Source organism: Serratia sp. DD3 (assembly GCF_000496755.2).
Map to the genome: position 1 here is coordinate 1 of NZ_AYKS02000033.1, position 20,037 is coordinate 20,037.

Genomic DNA, 20,037 nt, shown 5'->3' on the forward strand with positions numbered 1-20,037 from the left:
GGGTTAATATGCGACAAGTCACTATTGTTGCTTATGATGAGCAGTGGCCTAGCCTATTTGAGGCTGAAAGCTCACTGTTACAGATAACACTTGGCAAGGTGATCTCGCGGATTCACCATGTTGGCAGCACGTCGGTACCGGAGTTGGCAGCAAAACCAGTCATAGACATATTGCTGGAGGTTGTTAGTCTGAATGAGTTGGATAACTTAAACGTTGAAATGGTGCGAGCTGGATATAATGCACGTGGCGAAAATGGTATTTCAAATCGCAGGTATTTCACCAAGGGCGAGGATCAACGTAGTCACCAAGTGCAGAAGAAATTGATATCCCTGGTGGGTAAGCGCATTTGTTGCTATAAAATTTACACTCACCGCAATCTATTATCACTCACCGCAATTTATTTTTTTCATCGACTTAAAAGGGATCTTTATGACTCAAACATTTCGCCGCACATTATTAGCCATCGCCCTGGCTTGCGCCAGTGTGACTCCATCTGTCAACGCCGCCAGTGTGCCAGCGCAGCAGCAAACCCAGGTTCCCGGTTACTACCGCATGATGCTGGGCACTATGGAGGTCACGGCGCTGTATGATGGCAATACGATGTTAAAGACCAGCCTATTCCACAACATCAGCGAACCCGATATGCAAAAGCTGCTGGCCCGCATGTTTGTTGACAGCACTTCAGGGATTCAAACCGCGGTTAACGCTTTCTTAGTGAATACCGGAACGCATCTAATCCTGGTGGATGCAGGTACGGCGCAGTGTTTCGGCCCAACGCTAGGTAAGATTCTGGGCAATCTGCGTGCTGCCGGTTATCAACCTGAACAAGTCGACAGCATATTGCTGACCCACTTGCACCCGGATCACGCCTGCGGCATTAACGATCAGGGTAAAGCAGCCTTCCCTAACGCGACTGTGTATGTCGCCAAGGCAGAAGCTGATTACTGGTTGAGCAAGGAGATCGCACAAAAGGCACCAGAAGCGGCACAGCCGATGTTCAAACTGTCGCAAGAGGCCGTAGCACCTTACGAAACCCAAGGGCGGTTGAAACGCTATGCGCCGGGCGACACGTTGTTCCCCGGTGTAGAAGCAGTATCAACGCCGGGCCATACGCCAGGGCACACGGCATACCTGTTCAGTTCCGAAGGGCAAAATCTGTTGTTGTGGGGTGATATTGTACATAGCCACTCGCTGCAGTTTGCTCAACCCAAAGTCACGCTGGAGTTCGATACCGACAGCAAGCAAGCCATTGCTACGCGCCTGAAAGTTTTTGCTGACGTCGCCAAAAAACAGCTTTGGGTCGGTGGTGCACACTTGCCATTCCCAGGGTTGGGGCATGTTCGTGCCGAGAAATCGGGTTATGCCTGGGTACCCGTTGAATATGCACCGGTAAACAGTAAAAAGCCGTGATGCGCTATTCCATCCTTTAATGATAGGAGCAGATAACACTTACCACCGCATGGCGCCCTTCTCCCCGGTTAAGTTACGTCAATATCCGGCGGTGGTAGTCCTCATCATCAATATAGGGATCCGTTTGGAAAAGGGGGTAGAGTCGAGATGTGGCGCGGTACCTTCTGGTGGGTGACCAGTGACAGTTTAATTGATAGGATGTTTTTTCACCTATCTATTTATCTATCTATTCATCTATCTATTCATTAAGTGATTCAACATTATGCCTACTCGCTCAGAAACGATACGCCAGTTGCTCAGCCAGGAACCGAGAACGGCAAGGCAACTAATTGAAATAATGAATATTAGCCAACCAACAATGTCCCGCGCATTGAAGATTCTTGACGATGACATTGTTCGAATTGGGGCTGGTCCATCTATTCAATACACTCTACGCGATGCCTATCGCGGATTCAGGTCTGCGCCCATTTACCACATCACCGATGAAGGGCGCATTAAGCCCCTTGGTGAGCTCATTCCTGTTCGCCCGGGTGGGTTTGTTATGGTGCAAACCAACAATAAGAGTCGACATAGTGACGGGCTACCGTGGTGGCTGTTTGACATGCGACCACAAGGGTATCTAGGGCGAGCCTATGCATCGGCCTATGCGGTTGAGCTCGGCCTGCCGGCGAATCCAGAGCAATGGGCAGACGCGGATATGATTAGGACATTGCTTGCACACAGTCATGATGCTATCGGCAACCTGCTGATAGGGGAGCAGGCACGGGAGCGTTTCTTGGCAATGCCAATACCCACCCCAGTTGAGCGTGCCACAACCTACCCCGCGTTGGCGTTGGCGGCTGGAGCCGGTGAAGCACCGGGGTCATCTGCTGGGGGGGAACAGCCGAAATTTTGCACTTATACAGAACGTGGTCATGTGTTAGTGAAATTCTCGGCTCCAGACGATAATCCGGTTAGCGAACGCTGGCGCGACCTTCTGTTGGCCGAGCACTTGGCACTAAGGGTGCTGGGTGTAGAAACAGAGGTATATGATTTTGATGGCCAGCGCTTCCTCGAGATCCCCCGGTTCGACCGCGTTGGGCAATTAGGTCGTCTCGGCGTTTGCTCGCTGCGGGCACTTGATGCGCAGTTTGTCGGCAATGCCAGGGCTCCTTGGCCTGTTCTGGTCAATAGCCTAGTTGCGGAGGGGCTTGTCCATCCGGATGCCGCCGCCAGCACCGCTCGACTTTGGGCATTCGGGATGCTAATTGGCAACACCGATATGCACCACGGGAACCTGTCGTTCATCAATAGCCATGGCCGCCCGTATCACCTAGCGCCAGCCTACGACATTCTGCCTATGGGGTTCGCCCCCAGAGCGAGTGGTGCAATCGTGAACGAGCTTCAACCGGCGTCACTACCGGAAGTGATTAGCGGGGATATCTGGCGAGAGGCACTGAGTTTGGCGGAAAACTTCTTGGTTATCGCCAGCAGTTGCAACCGCTTCTCCGCCAATTTCACTCCATGCCTTGAAGCATTACACCACCACCTTGACGAGGCCAGATCGCGTATCGCCCGCCTAGGATAAGCGAGTTCAACTTTTACTGAGCCACTTGTTTTTCAGACCAACATAATCCCAAGGGGGCGGGTATATCAACGGTGTAACTTCAGGTGCCCTGCATCATTATTATCTGATTTCTCATGGACAACATCTCCTCCCCCTGAATGACCGAATTTTACGGTGCAACTTGATAGCACTAATTTAATGGTAACTTATTGAATATACGTTAAATATGTGGGAAATTATTGGTTAAAAGCATACGCCCAATATTTACCATTAACTTTACCCAGGAGGATACTTGAAAAAATTCATTCTACTTTCACTTTTTATCGCATCTGGCGTCGCAAATGCACAGGCCTGCTTTGGTGACCCCCAGCCCAAAATGGCTGAAATGTTACATGCATTTCATGAGGTTAAACTGCCATATACATACGTACCTAATGTCATCGATTATGAAAGTAATGATGCTATACTCCCTAAAGCACTAGAGTTCACCAGAAACTATCCACTTCAATTACAGCAAATTGCTGCAATACAGGAATGGAAATCGCAAGATAAAAATTCACCGCACGAAGAATTAGATGTAATTAAAAGCAGGTTTGATATTTATATTGATGAGGAAAATGCATTTATCCGTGATGACTTTTTTTTACCTCTATTCAAGTTTTCATTACGAGAAGGTAAAGTGGCTATTGTTCTGAGGGTATTGTCTTCATACAGCGAGGCTACCGAGAAGACATGGGTCGCGGTTTTATGCCCTGATGGTAAAGTTCAAAAGGTAAGTGACATTGAACCTGGTTCCGACCGTTCAGATATATACAACTATATATATACAATAAAAAGTATTATCAATGCTGATATGACGGTCACTTATTGGAGAGAGATATTAAAAGATGGCGCTGATATTGGTGGCCAACCTAAGCCATATGATAAAGGTACAATTAACTTACTGGAATAATATCGTCTCCCCTACGTAGGATTCGTGTAAATGGTTTAAGCCCCGGGCCGACTGAAACACCGGCATTGAACAAAGTTGGGGGCGGAGTGGATGCAGATAAGTTCAGGGAAGATGTTCGAGCTCTGGTACCCATCGGGCGTTTAGGAACCCCCTATGAATTAGCTAAGGCAGCCGTTTTCCTTGCTTCTGATGAATCTTCATACGTTGTTGGTGCTGAGCTACTGGTTGATGGCGGAGTTGGTAATCTTTAGCTGATTAGTATAACCGTGGTCTGGTTGAAGGGTTATCAGGCCACAATAAGCGAGGATCGGACCCTGGCAATCGACTTTTAAAAGATGAATACCTAATACTGCGAATATTCACCCTAGACACAGATTCATCCAGAAATCATCAGCATTGTATACATTATTTCTGTTCAATTGCATCCGCGATACAGTTCGTTTAATCTAATGATAATTATAAAAATGTTTCAAGGATCCATATATGGAATGGGGATGCACAAAGTGTGGGGTGGAAATACCACAAGAAAGAGAGTTTTGCGATAAATGTGAAGAAAAACATCTCAGAAAAATTGGTGGGTTTCTGTTTTTACCCCTTATAGGATTAGTGGTCACTGCTGCTTCTTATCTATTTTCAATGACAGATTTGTTTAAAGTTATGACGGATAATTATTCGTACTTGAATGTAAATGCAAAAATCTTCTTCATATCTTCCATTGCTATTCATATTGGGTGATTTTTATTTTCAGTCACAGTCTTTTCATTTTTCTTAAAAAATAAAAAACCCCTGCCAAAGCTTTTTATTTTATTTTTGATATCTGTCGTGGCGATAATGTCATTAAATGTCTACATGCTTTACATATTAACCCCCGGTGTGGGAATTGGATACAATGAACTTGTTCCTGTTTTTAGAAGTGTGATATCGGCTGTTATTTGGATTCCATATTTCCTTACATCAGTTCGTGTAAAAAGAACTTTTATCCGATAGGAAGCCGCATTAGTGGCTTCTCATTACTGATGATTGAACATGCAGAGCACTATTGACTTACCTCTAATAATCAAAATAGAGCGGACGCTATCAATATCCGCTTTTGGCACGAAACGGACAGACTGACGGGCTGTCAGGTCTGCTATGAGCGAGGATCAGACGTTCTATCCACATTTTTATTCATTAAGCTCGCGTTGGCAGTCATCCACTCAGCTAAAGAATCAAGTGTCGGACGCAGCGATTTACCCAACTCGGTTATTTGATACTCCACTCTCGGTGGAACTTCAGCGAACACTTTTCTGTTAACCAACCCACGAGCCTCAAACTGCCGCAGTTGGCGAGTAAGTTCTTTCTGAGTGATAGGTCTGACCGCCCGTTGTAACTCACTGAAACGAACAGGTTCGCCTAATAAAATCAGACGATAGAGGATTGGGATCGCCCACTTACCGGCTATCAGATTCACAAAACTGACCATCGGGCATCCTGTGTTACTCTCAGCTAAAGTCGAAATATTTTGTTTCATTGGGCCCCTAGTCTCACTTCATAGCATCCTATATGGTTCCTTAGTATCTCTATGGTACCTACTTCCCAAAGGATACTAAAGGATAAATAATTACTCCACGAATAAAACGTGGAGTGGGAAAATGGGCAGACTTGATGGTAAATATGCACTGATTACTGGAGGTACTAGCGGCATTGGTTTAGAGACTGCGCGTCAGTTTCTGGCAGAAGGAGCCCAGGTTGCCATCACTGGTCGTAGTGAAAAAAAACTGCTGGAGACAAAAAAAGAGTTAAGTGACGTTGTTCTTTTTCGAATTGAGGCAGGTGATATACCTCAACAAACTAACCTGGCTGGGGCGTTACAGGAGCTATGGCCGCGACTTGATATCTTATATATAAATGCAGGTGATGTTACGCATAAGCCCCTGGAGTCTTGGGATGAGCAGGCTTACGATGTTCTGATGAATACAAATCTTAAAGGCCCATTTTTCCTGATCAAAGCACTGCTTCCAATGCTTTCCAATCCGTCCTCCGTCATTGTTTGTGGCTCAGTTAGCGCTCGTATTGGTTTCCCACAAAGTAGTGCTTACGCTGCAAGTAAAGCCGCGATACTCTCTCTGGCACGAACACTTTCTGCAGAACTTCACCCGCGTGGGATTCGTGTAAATGGCTTAAGCCCCGGGCCGACTGAAACACCGGCATTGAACAAAGTTGGGGGCGGAGTGGATGCAGATAAGTTCAGGGAAGATGTTCGAGCTCTGGTACCCATCGGGCGTTTAGGCACACCCTATGAATTAGCTAAGGCAGCCGTTTTCCTTGCTTCTGATGAATCTTCATACGTTGTTGGTACTGAGCTACTAGTTGATGGCGGAGTTGGTAATCTTTAGCTGATTAGTATAACCGTGGCCTGGTTGAAGGGTTATCAGGCCACAATAAGCAAGAAGCGGACTGCTGGGTAAGATCATAGAGGTGATGTCATCACCTCTACCACTAAACAGGTCACAGAACGACTAACCAAACGAGGCGGGTTTTCTGCTCACTATTTCTTCAAAGTGATCTGTTTTAATGCATACCATAAGCGCTCTTTATCGCCCTGTTTTAATTGAGCTTGATCAAGCACGCTCATAAAGGCGGTTGGGTCGGTAAATGGCTGCCCCTTGGTTAATTGGCTACTGATATCAGCTAGAATGCGCGTGTTTAAGTCGCTAAGTTTTGCTCTTACCTGTTCCAGTGGTTCAGGCTGCCAACCTTTTTCTGGCATCGATAGCCAGTCTGCACGGTAACGATATTGAATCGCCTTGGCAGCATCCATTTGCGCTTGTATAAAAGGTTTTACCGACTCACTATCCAGTCCTGACTTTTCTGCCTCAAGCACTGAATTGGCTAATACTTTGGCCTCCTGAGGTAAATCCTCAATGGCAAGATGATGGTTCTGTTTATATCCTGCGACGTCCTTCATATAAGACAAACGCTGGTTAATCAATGAAGCCACATCGTCGTTTTGCGTTGATGTTGGTGTTGGTGTCGCCATCACGGTTGCAGAAAAAAATAATCCCGCCAACAGCAGCACTCTTCCAAATACTTTACTCTCCATTTAACTTCACCTCTTTTGCAATTAGTCGCTTCATATAGGTAAACAATGCTGAGTGTCACACCAAGTTATTCGTTGAAAGAATAATGCAGAACCTAATAGCGATCCAATAAACTACCGTTTTGTAGACGCCATCAGGCACAAGAAAAATTCATCGGCCTTACCGTACAACCCAACACCAAGGCTTTGTACTGCAATCAACCCAACAAATAACCATGGCGAAATGTTTATCGGTCTAACCTTAAGAGAGAGGATCCATGCCACTGTATTATCAGCAGCATGGATTTAGTTTTGATTGTGCCGCAAATTATCACAGCACATTGTCAGTCAATGTATTACCGACTCATTTGACTGTCACGGTGACGGGTGCCGTCTCATTCTGTGCCGCATCAATAGCACTGATCAAGTAAGTATAACTTTGATCCTGATTATTACTGTCCTGATAATTGAAGTTATTACCTGTCCCCCGCCATACTTTGCCAATGATATTTTTTGGATCGGCAAAGATGGTACTTGGCTTGCCGGTACCACGGTAGATCACATAGTAGCGTGTATCGTTATCCGCGCTGTCCGACCAGCTAAAGGTATTTTTACTGTCGGAATCAAAGTGAGCTTGCTGCGGCAAAGCGGTCACTTTATGATCCAGCCAAGGTTTGCTCGGTGGCAGTGTCGGCGTACTGAGATAAGTTTGCGACAGCAGCTCAATAGAGGTGTTCTTCGCGCCGTAAGCCGCCTGCTGTGCCACAGCTTGTGACGCAACATTAGACACTGACAGATCGTTATAGCTGAAGAAAACACTGCCAGAAACATTTTTAAGTTCCTGATTATACAAAATTTGATTAGGGATCTCATTAGGGTTCATCCAAGCAGCATCGGCGGAGGCATTAGAAACATGCTTGTAATTGGCATGGCCAATATAGAGTTGCGTGTGGGAACCTTCCATCTGGTTATTCCACCAAGTGGAAAGTTCGCCATAGGGTGCTGCCGCTTGGTCAAAACTCCAGTAAATCTGTGGCACAACATAGTCAATCAGTTCTTCCTTAACCCACTTCCGGGTATCGGCAAAAATACTACCACTGTATGACTGTGAAGAACCGAGCGGTGTATTAGAACCCAGCTCATTACGCCCTTTATGTTCCCAAATACCAAACGGACTGATGCCTAACTGCACCGCCGAACCCTTATCCTGATTATGCTTAGTGATGACACTTTGCACGCCAGTAATCAGGCGAGTGATATTATCGCGGCGCCAATCCTCAATCCCTTGCGGGGTATCAGGATACTGGTTATTAATCAGACCATAGGCTTCGAATGCCGCTCTATCCTCGCCCTTATCCCCAAACTGCACAGTTGCACCATTAACCGAGATGCGGTAAGGATAAAAATAATCATCAAAATGGATGGCATCAACATCGTAGCGGCGCACGACTTCTTCCACCGTATCAACCACATGTTCAATGACTTCAGGGATTGCCGGATTTAAAAAGAATTTTTCGTCAAACATTAATACCCATTGTGGGTTTTTCGCCGCAAAATTATCTGCAGACAGAATACCGGCGCTAACCAGATAGCCAATCTGCTGTTCTGTCGTCGAGGATAAGATTTGTTGAGTAGACAACCCCAGCGAATTAGTTTTCAACAGGCTGCTAATTTTGATATTGGTCACCCGGTAAGGGTTAAACCAGGCATGATATTCCATACCACGCTGATGGGTCTGTTCAATCATCCATGTCAGGGGATCATAACCAGGATCTTTACCCTGCTTACTACTGAGAAACTGTGACCAAGGGTTAATCTCGGAATCGTAAAAAGCATCCAGCATCGGGCGTATCTGGAAAATCATCGCATTCATATTCAGTGCGCTAAATCGGTCCAGTATGCTCAAATAGGTTGTCTTAAAGGTATCCTCACTATTGACAATCGGAATATTGAGATTACTAATGGTCGCTACCCAAGCGCTTCTGAAAGCATGTTTCGGTGCAATATAATTATCGGGGATACTGATAAACTGATTGGCACCTTTATAAAGATCAACGGGAATATTAGTATCGTAACCGTAAGTTCCGTCACTGTTTTTAACATATTTATACAAAGGGGAATAAGTTTGTACCGGCTTATCGGTATCGTCAGTATCGGTATTGCGGTTGTCGGTATTGCCGTTATCGGTGTTGCCGTTATCGGTGTTGCCGTTATCGGTATTGCCGTTGTCGGTATTGCCGTTATCGGTGTTGCCGTTATCGGTGTTGCTACTGTCGGTATTGTTAGTACCATTATTCGCTGTCGTTTCGCCAGAGTCACAACCAAACAGCATTCCCGTAGCGAGAACCAGTGCAATCATTTTTGCGGTGATAGAAAAAGTGCTGTTATACATTTCAGTGTCCTTGAAGGTTTGATGATATAAGGCCGAGCTAACTCCTTGCTAATTCAGCCTCTGAAAATGTCATTACCAAGAATAATTAACACGACGGAGTACAAGCGGAAATCCTGCTGGTTATTATCTCCGTGAGTAATGGTCACTAGCTGATTATTTTTAGACTTATCCCAATGGGTGGTTTCCCATGCCATATTCGTCCATAAAGTCATCTTGGCAGTCAGGTTATAGTTAACAATCAAGCCGAGCCTTAACTCACCTAAATCAGCGCTGTTAGTCGTTCCCCCGTTAACGGGTTATAGCTTAGGAAAAAGCGAAAGTATGGCTGAAGGTTCCAGTCTTGGTTAATCTTTGTGGGGAAGTAGCCTCGGAAAGGACCATCACGCATGCCACCATGGCTATCATTCCTATCTTATTCACTGTCTTCCCTCTCCTCATCCATATAAAATAAGAATAATAAATTCCAAAGCATAAAACAAACTAATAAGTTAATATTTTGTTGTTGATCACATTACGAGGGTTCTGTTCTCCTTGAGACGCAGTCCTTAGAACAAGGAGACCTAATTGACTAAAGTAAAACATCATTCCAATGAAATTCGCCATACACCATTCATTGGCCTTTCACGGCTGTGGTCAAAATGCATACCCTGGGCAACTAGCAGGATCTCTGTTTAGGAAGGGGGGATGACAACTAAGCTGATACTGAGCTGATACTGAGGGTCTAACCGCGAAGTTGACTTCATCAGCTTACTGATTTAGAAAAAAAAGAGGCTATTGCAGTATTGCTTTCTCGAAACAGTAAAATAGGCTAAATCCGTTAAAAATCGCCAACCGTATTATGAGCAATCTGCGCCGTTGCTGTCTGGTTTTCCAATAACACGAATAACTACGTTAGAAAGGATGGCTCTCCCCATTGAAACTCAATGGGGCACTAGGATCAGAACCGGATGCTGAATCCACCAGTGGCATTCCACGGGCTTTCGATTTTGTTACCATTCAGGTAATTCATCTCTGCATAAACCGCTGTGTTCTTGGGGATATTGGCACTGATGCCGAGCCCATATTTACCGACATTGCCAGAATAGTTGTTATCCTGGCTAATATCGTTAATGGTCACGCTGCTGTTGCGGGTAAATTCACGCGCAATAGCCAGTTTGACATAAGGCACGACTTCTACCTCATTCAGCATCAGTTTGGTGCTAAGAAGCGTTCCGACCTCCCCTTGCACACTATTCGCCACATGGACCGAGGCTTGCATAGCATTACTTAGTGCATAATCGGCGGAACCAAGACGCGAGTAATTGACTTTGGCATACGGCTCCAGAATAACTTGTGCAGAAAGCGGTAAGCTGTAACCTGTTTCCAGTGAAGCGGTCAGCGTATTTTGGTTGTACTCCCCTTTGCCAATCGCGTCACTGTTCATTTGTGCCCGCACCGTTTGGCTTAAACGATTACCTTCCAGCCTGCTCTCCAGATACCAACCTGAATCAGCCAGATAGCTGGCATGCACACCGCTACTGTAACTGGCTACATCACCATCACCACCCGGGTTAAAGCTGACATGGGATTTGCTGTATGCGGTAAAAGCCCCCAACAGCAATTTGCCACCGGTGATATCCAACGATTTATCAGCACCAATCTCCATACCATTCAGTGTATTTTCAAACTCGGCATAACGATGGTCATTCAACCTGCTGTTATCACTCAAATAGTGAACCCAAACCCCGACATCGCCCACGCTACTACGCGGGTTACCCTGCCCTTGGCGCAAAGTACTCAGTTCGGTATTGAGAATATTCTGTGAATCTGCCGCCGTGCTCAGTATGTCCTGAGCACTGGTGCTAAGGGTTGGCGTAGGGGTTGGCGTGGGGGTGGGGACCGGTTCGCTAGGTTCATCGGTATTCTGCTCTGGCACCGTGCCCGTCTTACCGCCCACCAGATACCGCTGGGGATGGCCATCTTGAGAGCTGTTATGTAGCCAATACTGGTAAACACCCGCCTCAATGATTCCCACCTGGTTCAACAGGTTGAACTTGGCATCGCCACTGTTGATATAAACCAAGGGCACGTTGACCGGTTGCGCGATCTCCCGGCCACTATCCTCTACTAACAGGCCAAACTGCCCGGTTGCTTTCTGTGTCACTCGGATGCTGTCACTGACACCATCAGCCAGGCTGCTGACCAGCATAAAGGTCCCCTGACCAGAAAGATTTTCCACATCCAGATGATTAACCTGGTTGGCTGGGGCATAAGGAATCATCTGCAGGCTACCGCCTTGCATGGTCAATGTGCCTACCTTGGTGATGATCACCGGGCCGATTTCCGAGGTTGGCGGGGCTTTACCTAGATCATCCTGATAACCTGACCAAGAAGGTCCGATGGTAACTTCATCGGCAACTGTCAGTTTTTCCAGTGTAATATTGATCGGTTCAGCAGGCACATTGGTAGTAACATCAATTATCCGAGAATTAGTATTGATAATAAGGAGTTCACCGCCCTCTGCCACCACCAACTCTCCCTGTGAGCGACTGTTGGCCTCCATTGCCATACTGGCACCGCTATTAATCTGGGTGTTGTCAACCGTACCCATCGATTTAACGGACAGTCGCCCCCCTTGATTGCCTACGGTGTCATTAGCTATCGAGTTGTTTTGAACCTGTAACCAACCATCCTGACCAACGGTGGTAGCATTCCCTTGAGAATAATCATCAAGATAAATCATGCCTTTGCCATAGACGACGCCATTATTAACAATCCCTTTGGTGACGAATTGATCCGCATATGTCCCACTTTCCGTCGTTCTAAAAGCCGACTTATTATTAACCGTAATCCCATCGCCTCGGCTCGTATAGGCCTGTGCCTGAGCCGCCAATCCGCCATGACAAAGTGCCATCACTAGCGTTAAATACTTTTTTTCCATCATTCTTCTACTTTGTAACATAATAAAAATGCACAGAGAGCCATTTCTCCACTGAGTGGGAAGTCACGGAGATATCGAGTCTCTGCAGCTATTGCAGCGCGGGGAAAGAACCAACAAGGAAAGATGATTGAGGCCATCCTTAACATAGCGGGTACGCATCCATTCTTTGTCACCAAGGATTACAGCTCACCCACTGTTGGCATGATCTATCCATTGGTTATAAATCGGGCAACAGTATAATGTACTCCATTGGTAATACCCAATCATTTCGGCACCCTGCCTGTGTCCATAGGTTGTGCTGGCCGTAATTCGCGAAAATCAGCAAAAGCTGGCGTATCTACTGGAATAATCTCAATATACTCTTTGGTTATCCTGCTAATACTCGCAAAGCCATCGACATAGAAAAAATGGAGTATGTTAATCCAGAGCTGGCAGTTGACCATATTATTGAGTTCAGTGCCCACCTGAGCGAGCACCTTTTAATTACAGCGGCAGTTACACAGATTATTTAAAATGTCCTATAGATTACTGCCGAAACCTCACCACACAAGTCGATTTTTTTCGCATCCCAACCAAGCTTATTTGATTGTTTTAATGTGTAGCTTTATTTTCTTCATCGCCCAATCATAATGACTTGCTGTGACAGATACGCAATAACTACCTAAAGTAGAACCGCCTGTCCATGAAAAAGAACCTTTGGTAAATAGTTCATCATTTGAAAAAGGTTCAATAAGTGCCATTACTGCCGAATGGCTTTCCTTTACCATTTTTGTTGATTTGTCGTAAGGTGTACCTTGATGCTTTTCCCATAACTCAATATTCATATCGCCATATGTTTTCCAATTATATGATTCAAGTAAAAATGGCCTTTCCTCACCGTGTTGGTTAGCCTTTACCCAGTTCAATAATAGCTGCTGCCATTCATACAAATGGATAAGCACATCACGCAAATTTTTATCACGCGCCCAATGCGCTTCTTTTCTATTCTTATCATCACCGAAATTAAAGGTTGCATTTTGCTCATCGCTTGTCATGGAATCAATGAGCTGCCACATCTTCGCAAATTGCTCGTTAGCCGCCTTGATTAAGTCCGGCTTTGTTGTTGGTCTTGGCATGCTGATACCTCCGAAATGTTTACTTTATCCTACTATGTTAAACGCTGAAGCCAACCACATGTCATGTTAACAAACTATCCCCTTGCCTTTAGTCAACATTGCCGATGAGATAATCATTGTCGATTCAGGGAGTTCTGACGCCACACTGACGATTTGCCAGCGATTTGGTTTGGTAACGCGTCATCACCCTTACGCCACCCATCGTGCACAGATAAAACATTACCCCCGCCCTTGGTTCTGAGTGCTATGATAATCGTTACTCAGTCGGTTTAAGAAGGTCAGGTTGATGAGTAACAGCCCAATAAGTGGTGATGCTCCGTTTGGAGCCTTACTAGGATATGCACCAGGTGGCGTCGCCATTTATTCCTCAAATTACGCTAGTTTAGCTCCTCGCCCCCCCTCCATAGATGTCTCATTTCGCAGCTATATCAATAACGAATACATGGGTCACAAGTGGCAGTGTGTCGAATTTGCCCGCCGTTTTCTGTTCCTGACCTATGGCTTTGTCTTTACCGATGTCGGTATGGCCTATGAAATTTTCTCACTACGTTTTTTGCGCCAGGTCGTCAATGACAACCTGTTGCCATTGCAAGCCTTTGCCAATGGCTCAAAACGGCCGCCGCTGCCGGGTTCATTGCTGATCTGGCACAAAGGGGGGGAATTTAAACATACCGGCCATGTGGCAGTGGTTACCCAACGGGTGGGCGATAAAGTCCGCATTGCAGAACAAAACGTGGTTCACACGCCATTGCCACAAGGGCAACAGTGGACACGCGAGCTGAAGTTGGTAGAAAACCAGGGCCATTACACTATCGAAGACAGCTTCGATGACACCACCATTCTCGGCTGGATGATCCAGACCGACGACCGTGAGCATAGCCTGCCACAACCGGCATTGCCGGGAAAAGCATTAGTGATTGAAAGCGCACGGCTGGAAAATAACGGGCAATACGTGGGTAAATGGCTCAACGAGCAAGATCCCCTGCAGGCGGTCTATATCGAGTCCAAAGGGCACTTTATTAATAAAGATCCCTGCCAGTATTTCACCATCAGCCAACGTGCCGAGCAGGAGTTGGTCAAAGCCACCAATGAACTGCACCTCATGTACCTGCACGCCACCGATAAGGTGATGAAGGATGACAACCTACTGGCGCTGTTCGACATTCCTAAAATTCTATGGCCACGGCTACGGCTTTCCTGGCAGCGTCGGCGTCATGATATGATCACCGGGCGCATGGATTTCTGCATGGATGAGCGCGGTCTGAAGGTGTACGAATACAATGCAGATTCAGCCTCTTGTCACACCGAAAGCAAGCTGATCATCGAGCAATGGGCAAAAACCGGTTACCAAGGCAAAGGCTACAACCCCTCCCAAGAGCTATTAAGTGAATTGACCGGTGCCTGGAAGCACAGTAAAGCGCGTCCCTTTGTGCATATCATGCAAGATAAGGATCTGGAAGAGAACTACCACACCCGCTTTATGCAGCAAGCCCTCACTGATGCTGGGTTCGGCAGCAAAATTCTTAACGGGCTCGATAAACTCAGCTGGAATGCCACCGGGCAACTGATTGACAGCGACAATCGACTGATCACCTGCGTGTGGAAAACCTGGGCATGGGAAACCGCCATCGATCAGGTGCGCGAGGTCAGCCCAAGCGAATATGCCGCCGTGCCTATTTATACCGGCCACCCACACAAAAAAGTACGCCTTATCGATGTACTGCTGCGCCCTGAAGTGATGGTTTTTGAACCACTATGGACCGTGATCCCGGGTAATAAAGCGATCTTGCCGGTGCTCTGGCAGTTGTTCCCTCATCATCGTTACCTGCTGGAAACCGATTTTGTGCTCAATAACCAATTGGCGAAAACTGGCTATGCGGTGAAGCCTATTTCTGGCCGCTGCGGTGACAATATCGATTTGGTTAGCCATGACGATAAACTGCTTGATCATAGTTCCGGTAATTTCCTCGATCGTAAAAATATCTATCAGCAACTCTGGTGTCTGCCTAATATTGCTGGCAAGTATATTCAGGTTTGTACCTTTACGGTCGGGGGTAACTATGGGGGAGCCTGCTTGCGTGGTGATGACTCGCTAGTCATTAAAAAAGAGAGCGATATTGAACCGCTGATGGTTGAAAAGCGTTGAGGAAATTGACCTTCATCGAAAGGCAGGGCTCGTCAAAGAGCCTTGCCATTAAAGCTCCCTGCCACCGCAGTGTTATTCGGGTGATACACTGAACGGAGCTAGATAGTCTGAATAACCGCTATATTAAGTGTTCTATCGAAAAGATAAGCCAATTCTCCAGCCCTTACTGATCTACCCGCAAAGTTAATGCAAAACAAAGAGATTGTATGTTTAACACGTTGTTTGGCACCATTTGCCTGCTGTTTGCTGCTTTCTGTTATGCCCAATCACCTACAACGATAACCGGCAAGCAATACGCGAGATTCACTCATTGTGTTAATCCAGCTTGACTTTGACAGCATAAATTAAATGTAGTAACGTTACTACATGGTGAGTTGTTACTGGAGGAGTTGGATATGCCCATCACGACATTTTCTAGCAGAGAACTGAATCAGGATGTTACCAGAGTCAAAAAAGCAGCTCTGAATGGCCCGGTGATAATTACAGATCGGGGTAAAGCTGCTCATGTTCTTCTGAGTATCGAGGAGTATCAAAGGTTGACAAAACAACGACGGAGTATTGCCGATGCATTAGCTATGCCTAGTGCGGCTGATGTTGAGTTTGAGCCGCCCCGCGCGTTGATCGGAACGAAGCCGGCTGATTTTTCATGATGTACGTTCTCGATACTAACGTGGTGTCTGAACTGCGTAAGGTGCGGACCGGCAAGGTAGATCCAAGCGTGGCAGCATGGGCTGAAAGCATGGATGCTGCTGATCTCTTTGTATCTTCGATCACCATCATGGAGTTGGAACTGGGGATCCTGTCTGTTGAGCGCAGAGATGCAGCACAGGGTACAGTGCTTCGAGCTTGGCTCGAACAGCAGGTACTGCCTGAATTTGCCGGAAGAACGCTGCCTGTTGATACTGCGGTAGCGTTGCGTTGTGCTCGGCTACATGTTCGCGATAAGCCCGGTGAACGTGATGCCCTTATCGCGGCCACGGCACTTGTGCATGGAATGGCCGTAGTGACTAGGAATGTTGTTGATTTTGAACAAACAGGTGTGGAAATTATCAATCCATGGGGTCTTGGAAAAAGATAAGCCAATCCTCCAGCCCCTACTGATCTACCCGCAAAGTTAATGCAAAACAAGGAGATTGTATGTTTAACACGTTGGTTGGCACTGCTTGCTGCTTTCTGTTATGCCCAATCACCTACAACGATAACCAATAAACCTTCCCCACAAGAAGCTAAGGAAGCTATTCAATCGACTATAGAAACGATTGTTTTTTATCCAACGCCATTGAGAGTAGCGCTACGCCGCTTTGGTGCTAATCCGTCAGGAGGCGGATGGCGGTTTTTCTGCCAAAACGGCTGGTTGTCCCTTAACGCGTGGATATCGCCACAACCAGCGGCCGCTGACCATGCGCCAATAGAAAAAAGTACCGCGCACAATCCAATCAAAGAACATACCCAACCAGACGCCGACCACCCCCATGCCAAGTACCACACCGAGAATATAACCGACAATCACTCGGCAACCCCACATACTGAGCATCGCAACCCACATGGTAAAACGAGCATCACGCGCTCCCTTTAACCCGGGTGGCAATACCCACGAGGCAGCCCAGATGGGCATAAAAGCCGCATTCCACCAGATCAACGTTTTCACCACTTCTTTAACGTCGTTTTCCTGGGTATAGAAAGAGGCCAATAGCCCGGCGAACGGCGCTGTTCCCCAGGCAATAAGGGTTAAACCAAGGGTTGCCAGCCAGAATATATGGCGCAATTGCCGCTCAGCCTGCCCTCTCTGCCCTTTACCCAAGCGGCGGCCAACAATGATCATTGCAGAAGAACTCAAAGCGTTACCCGGCAGGTTAATCAACGTCGCAATGGAAAATGCGATAAAGTTACCGGCGATAACGTTAGTTCCCATCCCGGCAACAAACATCTGCGTCAACAATTTCCCGCTGTTGAATAGTACTGACTCAATACTGGCTGGAATGCCGATCCCCAACACATCCCACAAGATATTGCGGTTGAGTGGCTTCAGGTAACTCTTGAGTGAAATACGTAGCGCCGGGCTGACACCCACCGTCAACACGTAAAGAATACAGACGGCACCGATATAGCGGGAAATGGTCAACCCTAGGCCTGCACCGACAAAACCCAATCCATGCCAATCAAGCAGGCCATAAATCAGCACACTACTGATCAGGATATTTAAAATGTTCATACCGCCATTAATCAGTAGCGGAATTTTGGTACTCCCCGCACCACGCAAGGCACCACTGCCGATCATGGTAATGGCCGCTGCCGGATAACTCCACACGGTGGTTTGCAGGTAAGAAAGCGCCAGGGTTTTCACTTCCGGCGAGGCTTGACCGGCAATCACATCAATAATCTGTTCCCCTGCCAGATGGATCCCCAATGCCAGCAAGAGCGCCACAGCGGCCATCAATACCAGAGATTGGCGCGCGGCCGCCCGTGCCCGCTTGCGATTCCGGGTGCCCAGGCTAAAGGCCACCACCACAGTGGTCCCCAAATCGACGGCAGCGAAAAACGCCATAATGAGCATATTGAAACTGTCTGCCAGCCCCACCCCCGCCATCGACTCCTTACCAAGCCAACTCACCAGAAAGGTGCTAAACACCCCCATCAACAAGACACAGGTATTTTCCAAGAATATCGGTATCGCCAGTGGCGTGATCTCTCGCCAAAAAAGCACCCGATAACTCTTTCTCTTGGCATACCAAGGCGTTTTGCCAACACTTTGGTGAAGTAGCCTATGTAAGTTCAAAGTCAGCCTGCTGGGGGAAAGTGAAACGTCGTTTCGAATGATGATTTATCTCTGTTCACTCTGCAAGATATTCCTGTTGAACGAGGATTTACAATGGCAACAGAGTGGCAACCATGATACCTGCAGCTTAAACAGCGATGGGCAAAATTTGTCGGCTTAATCGACCAAACCGGAATTATCCTAGTCAGTATCCTCTGACGATACCATCACCTTGATTTTGTTTGATGGCTGACTAATGATGTCAGTTCCCACTATTTTCAGGAAGATGTTATGAACCAGTCAGCCTTTGTTCTCTACACGGATGCAAACTTTTTCAGCCCTTATGCCATGTCAGCATTTGTGACACTGACAGAAAAAGGGATCCCCTTTACCATTAAACCGGTAGATTTATCTCAAGGGGAACAGCGGAGTCAAACCTATGGCAAACTGTCATTCACTCATCGTGTACCCACGCTGGTGATGGATGATTTTCATCTTTGCGAATCTTCAGCCATTGATGAATACTTGGAAGAGGCCTATCCCGCACATCCAGTCTATCCACAGGATATTAAACAACGCGCTAAAGCCCGTGAAATCCAAGCCTGGCTGCGTAGTGATCTCTTGCCATTGCGCACTGAGCGACCAACGGAGGTCATTTTTGCTCAGGGCAAATTTGCACCTTTAAGTGACGCTGCCCAGCAAGCTGCTCAAAAATTACTTAACGCGGCGCAACAATTGTTGAACCATGGTCATGAGAATTTATTCGGCCAGTGGTGCATCGCTGATACCGATCTGGCGCTGATACTTAACCGATTGGTTATGCACGGTGATGAGGTACCGGAAAATATTCGCCACTATGCACAAAAACAGTGGCAACGCCCTTCGATACAGGCTTGGTTGGCATTACCCAAAAATTTTGGTCGCTAAAACTATCGTCGCTAAAACTATCGTCGTTACAATAATAGCAGGGCAGCCACAAGGGCTGCCCTGAGAGTGATACTTATTTTTTGTCTTCCAACAGACAGCGGTAAATCAACCCGCCAATAATGCCGCCAATTAATGGGATCAACAAGAATACCCAGAGTTGCTGTAGCGCCCAAGTGCCTTGGAATATCGCCACACCCAGACTGCGTGCTGGGTTAACTGAGGTATTGGTGACTGGAATGCTGATTAAGTGAATCAATGTCAATGCCAGACCAATAGCCAGTGGAGCAAAACCTGCCGGTGCACGCTTATCCGTTGCGCCATGAATAACAATCAAGAAGAATGCGGTCAGGACTAATTCAATAACAATGGCTGCTTGTAGAGAGTATCCATCAGGCGAATGCTCACCATATCCATTCGAAGCAAAACCACCTGCGGTAGCATCAAAGCCGGTTTTACCGCTGGCAACTAAATAAAGCACTGCGGCGGCGGCGATACCACCAATAACCTGAGCAATAACATAAGGAACAACATCTTTTGCCGGGAAGCGGCCACCAGCAAATAATCCCATGGTCACTGCCGGGTTAAAATGTCCACCTGAAATATGACCGACAGCATAAGCCATGGTCACCACGGTGAGACCAAACGCTAACGCTACACCCGTAAACCCAATACCCAGTTGTGGAAATGCAGCAGCTAATACTGCGCTCCCACAGCCACCAAATACTAACCAAAATGTACCAAAAAATTCAGCAAAAAGTCGCTTTGACATAGATTGTATCCTACAAGAAAAAATAAATTTCTATCAGAGAGATACTC

16 protein-coding genes and 3 pseudogenes are annotated in these 20,037 nt (G+C 46.8%); 12 read left to right on the forward strand and 7 right to left on the reverse strand.

Annotated elements, in window-relative coordinates; all coding sequences use genetic code 11:
• Nucleotides 1–8 precede the first annotated feature (8 nt).
• From IO95_RS23880 to IO95_RS25970, 7 genes and pseudogenes are all read left to right on the forward strand, one after another.
• A pseudogene (locus tag IO95_RS23880) lies at nt 9–311 on the forward strand (GrpB family protein); the annotation flags it as partial.
• A gap of 118 nt (nt 312–429) precedes the next feature.
• Nucleotides 430–1,410 (forward strand): MBL fold metallo-hydrolase, encoded by a 981-nt coding sequence (locus IO95_RS04925; protein ID WP_023492652.1) that lies wholly within the window; start codon nt 430–432, stop codon nt 1,408–1,410.
• Nucleotides 1,411–1,672: 262 nt separating this feature from the next.
• Nucleotides 1,673–2,977 (forward strand): type II toxin-antitoxin system HipA family toxin YjjJ, encoded by a 1,305-nt coding sequence (yjjJ, locus tag IO95_RS04930; protein WP_023492651.1) that lies wholly within the window; start codon nt 1,673–1,675, stop codon nt 2,975–2,977.
• A 271-nt stretch (nt 2,978–3,248) separates the two neighbouring features.
• On the forward strand, nt 3,249–3,908 hold the full coding sequence (locus tag IO95_RS04935) for a hypothetical protein (RefSeq protein WP_037384121.1): 660 nt from the start codon (nt 3,249–3,251) through the stop codon (nt 3,906–3,908).
• Nucleotides 3,909–3,922: 14 nt separating this feature from the next.
• Nucleotides 3,923–4,159 (forward strand): annotated as a pseudogene (locus tag IO95_RS23885) (SDR family oxidoreductase); the annotation flags it as partial.
• 232 nt (nt 4,160–4,391) lie between these two features.
• Nucleotides 4,392–4,643, forward strand: a complete 252-nt coding sequence (locus tag IO95_RS25965; protein ID WP_235186732.1) for a hypothetical protein — start codon at nt 4,392–4,394, stop codon at nt 4,641–4,643.
• 15 nt (nt 4,644–4,658) lie between these two features.
• Nucleotides 4,659–4,895: pseudogene (locus IO95_RS25970) on the forward strand (DUF2569 family protein); the annotation flags it as partial.
• Nucleotides 4,896–5,037: 142 nt separating this feature from the next.
• Here the strand turns inward: IO95_RS25970 and IO95_RS04945 are convergent.
• A complete protein-coding gene (locus IO95_RS04945) occupies nt 5,038–5,418 on the reverse strand; it encodes a helix-turn-helix domain-containing protein (protein WP_072011648.1) in 381 nt (126 codons plus the stop codon).
• 121 nt (nt 5,419–5,539) lie between these two features.
• Here IO95_RS04945 and IO95_RS04950 point away from each other — a divergent pair, with 121 nt between their 5' ends.
• The gene (locus IO95_RS04950) at nt 5,540–6,283 is read left to right on the forward strand and encodes an SDR family oxidoreductase (protein ID WP_037384127.1); all 744 of its coding nucleotides are present in this window, start codon (nt 5,540–5,542) and stop codon (nt 6,281–6,283) included.
• A 152-nt stretch (nt 6,284–6,435) separates the two neighbouring features.
• On the opposite strand, the gene IO95_RS04955 is transcribed toward IO95_RS04950, so the two are convergent.
• The 4 genes from IO95_RS04955 to IO95_RS04975 all read right to left on the reverse strand — a co-directional run bounded on the left by IO95_RS04955 (nt 6,436) and on the right by IO95_RS04975 (nt 13,393).
• Nucleotides 6,436–6,990 (reverse strand): chorismate mutase, encoded by a 555-nt coding sequence (locus IO95_RS04955; RefSeq protein WP_037384129.1) that lies wholly within the window; start codon nt 6,988–6,990, stop codon nt 6,436–6,438.
• 340 nt (nt 6,991–7,330) lie between these two features.
• Nucleotides 7,331–9,358 (reverse strand): family 10 glycosylhydrolase, encoded by a 2,028-nt coding sequence (locus IO95_RS04960; protein ID WP_051791110.1) that lies wholly within the window; start codon nt 9,356–9,358, stop codon nt 7,331–7,333.
• Between the two features lie 937 nt (nt 9,359–10,295).
• Nucleotides 10,296–12,281: an autotransporter outer membrane beta-barrel domain-containing protein gene (locus IO95_RS04965; protein ID WP_023492855.1), complete on the reverse strand. Its 1,986-nt coding sequence runs from the start codon at nt 12,279–12,281 to the stop codon at nt 10,296–10,298.
• Between the two features lie 575 nt (nt 12,282–12,856).
• Nucleotides 12,857–13,393, reverse strand: a complete 537-nt coding sequence (locus IO95_RS04975) for a ClbS/DfsB family four-helix bundle protein (protein ID WP_037384134.1) — start codon at nt 13,391–13,393, stop codon at nt 12,857–12,859.
• Nucleotides 13,394–13,679: 286 nt separating this feature from the next.
• Between IO95_RS04975 and gss the strand changes: the two genes are divergently transcribed.
• The 3 genes from gss (at nt 13,680) to IO95_RS04990 (ending at nt 16,617) form a co-directional block, all read left to right on the forward strand.
• Nucleotides 13,680–15,539 (forward strand): bifunctional glutathionylspermidine amidase/synthase, encoded by a 1,860-nt coding sequence (gss, locus tag IO95_RS04980; RefSeq protein ID WP_023492857.1) that lies wholly within the window; start codon nt 13,680–13,682, stop codon nt 15,537–15,539.
• Between the two features lie 395 nt (nt 15,540–15,934).
• Nucleotides 15,935–16,189, forward strand: coding sequence for a type II toxin-antitoxin system Phd/YefM family antitoxin (locus tag IO95_RS04985; protein WP_037384135.1), 255 nt, complete (start codon nt 15,935–15,937; stop codon nt 16,187–16,189).
• The gene (locus IO95_RS04990; RefSeq protein ID WP_037384237.1) at nt 16,189–16,617 is read left to right on the forward strand and encodes a type II toxin-antitoxin system VapC family toxin; all 429 of its coding nucleotides are present in this window, start codon (nt 16,189–16,191) and stop codon (nt 16,615–16,617) included. Before IO95_RS04985 ends, IO95_RS04990 begins: the two co-directional genes overlap by 1 nt.
• Before the next feature lie 237 nt (nt 16,618–16,854).
• On the opposite strand, the gene IO95_RS04995 is transcribed toward IO95_RS04990, so the two are convergent.
• On the reverse strand, nt 16,855–18,315 hold the full coding sequence (locus IO95_RS04995) for an EmmdR/YeeO family multidrug/toxin efflux MATE transporter (protein ID WP_037384136.1): 1,461 nt from the start codon (nt 18,313–18,315) through the stop codon (nt 16,855–16,857).
• A gap of 270 nt (nt 18,316–18,585) precedes the next feature.
• On the opposite strand from IO95_RS04995, the gene yfcF reads away from it, so the two are divergent.
• Nucleotides 18,586–19,221, forward strand: coding sequence for a glutathione transferase (gene yfcF, locus IO95_RS05000; protein WP_023492655.1), 636 nt, complete (start codon nt 18,586–18,588; stop codon nt 19,219–19,221).
• Between the two features lie 73 nt (nt 19,222–19,294).
• Here yfcF and aqpZ read toward each other — a convergent pair whose 3' ends face one another.
• Entirely contained in the window at nt 19,295–19,990 is a 696-nt protein-coding gene (gene aqpZ, locus IO95_RS05005; RefSeq protein ID WP_023492656.1) for an aquaporin Z, read from the reverse strand.
• Between the last annotated feature and the right edge of the window lie 47 nt (nt 19,991–20,037).

Coding starts and splice junctions, on each gene's coding strand:
- yjjJ (WP_023492651.1), top strand. CDS start 1,673: ATGCCTACTCGCTCAGAAACGATACGCCAGTTGCTCAGCCAGGAACCG.
- IO95_RS04960 (WP_051791110.1), bottom strand. CDS start 9,358: ATGTATAACAGCACTTTTTCTATCACCGCAAAAATGATTGCACTGGTT.
- IO95_RS04985 (WP_037384135.1), top strand. CDS start 15,935: ATGCCCATCACGACATTTTCTAGCAGAGAACTGAATCAGGATGTTACC.
- gss (WP_023492857.1), top strand. CDS start 13,680: ATGAGTAACAGCCCAATAAGTGGTGATGCTCCGTTTGGAGCCTTACTA.
- IO95_RS04965 (WP_023492855.1), bottom strand. CDS start 12,281: ATGATGGAAAAAAAGTATTTAACGCTAGTGATGGCACTTTGTCATGGC.
- IO95_RS04955 (WP_037384129.1), bottom strand. CDS start 6,990: ATGGAGAGTAAAGTATTTGGAAGAGTGCTGCTGTTGGCGGGATTATTT.
- IO95_RS04950 (WP_037384127.1), top strand. CDS start 5,540: ATGGGCAGACTTGATGGTAAATATGCACTGATTACTGGAGGTACTAGC.
- IO95_RS25965 (WP_235186732.1), top strand. CDS start 4,392: ATGGAATGGGGATGCACAAAGTGTGGGGTGGAAATACCACAAGAAAGA.
- IO95_RS04990 (WP_037384237.1), top strand. CDS start 16,189: ATGTACGTTCTCGATACTAACGTGGTGTCTGAACTGCGTAAGGTGCGG.
- IO95_RS04945 (WP_072011648.1), bottom strand. CDS start 5,418: ATGAAACAAAATATTTCGACTTTAGCTGAGAGTAACACAGGATGCCCG.
- aqpZ (WP_023492656.1), bottom strand. CDS start 19,990: ATGTCAAAGCGACTTTTTGCTGAATTTTTTGGTACATTTTGGTTAGTA.
- yfcF (WP_023492655.1), top strand. CDS start 18,586: ATGAACCAGTCAGCCTTTGTTCTCTACACGGATGCAAACTTTTTCAGC.
- IO95_RS04975 (WP_037384134.1), bottom strand. CDS start 13,393: ATGCCAAGACCAACAACAAAGCCGGACTTAATCAAGGCGGCTAACGAG.
- IO95_RS04925 (WP_023492652.1), top strand. CDS start 430: ATGACTCAAACATTTCGCCGCACATTATTAGCCATCGCCCTGGCTTGC.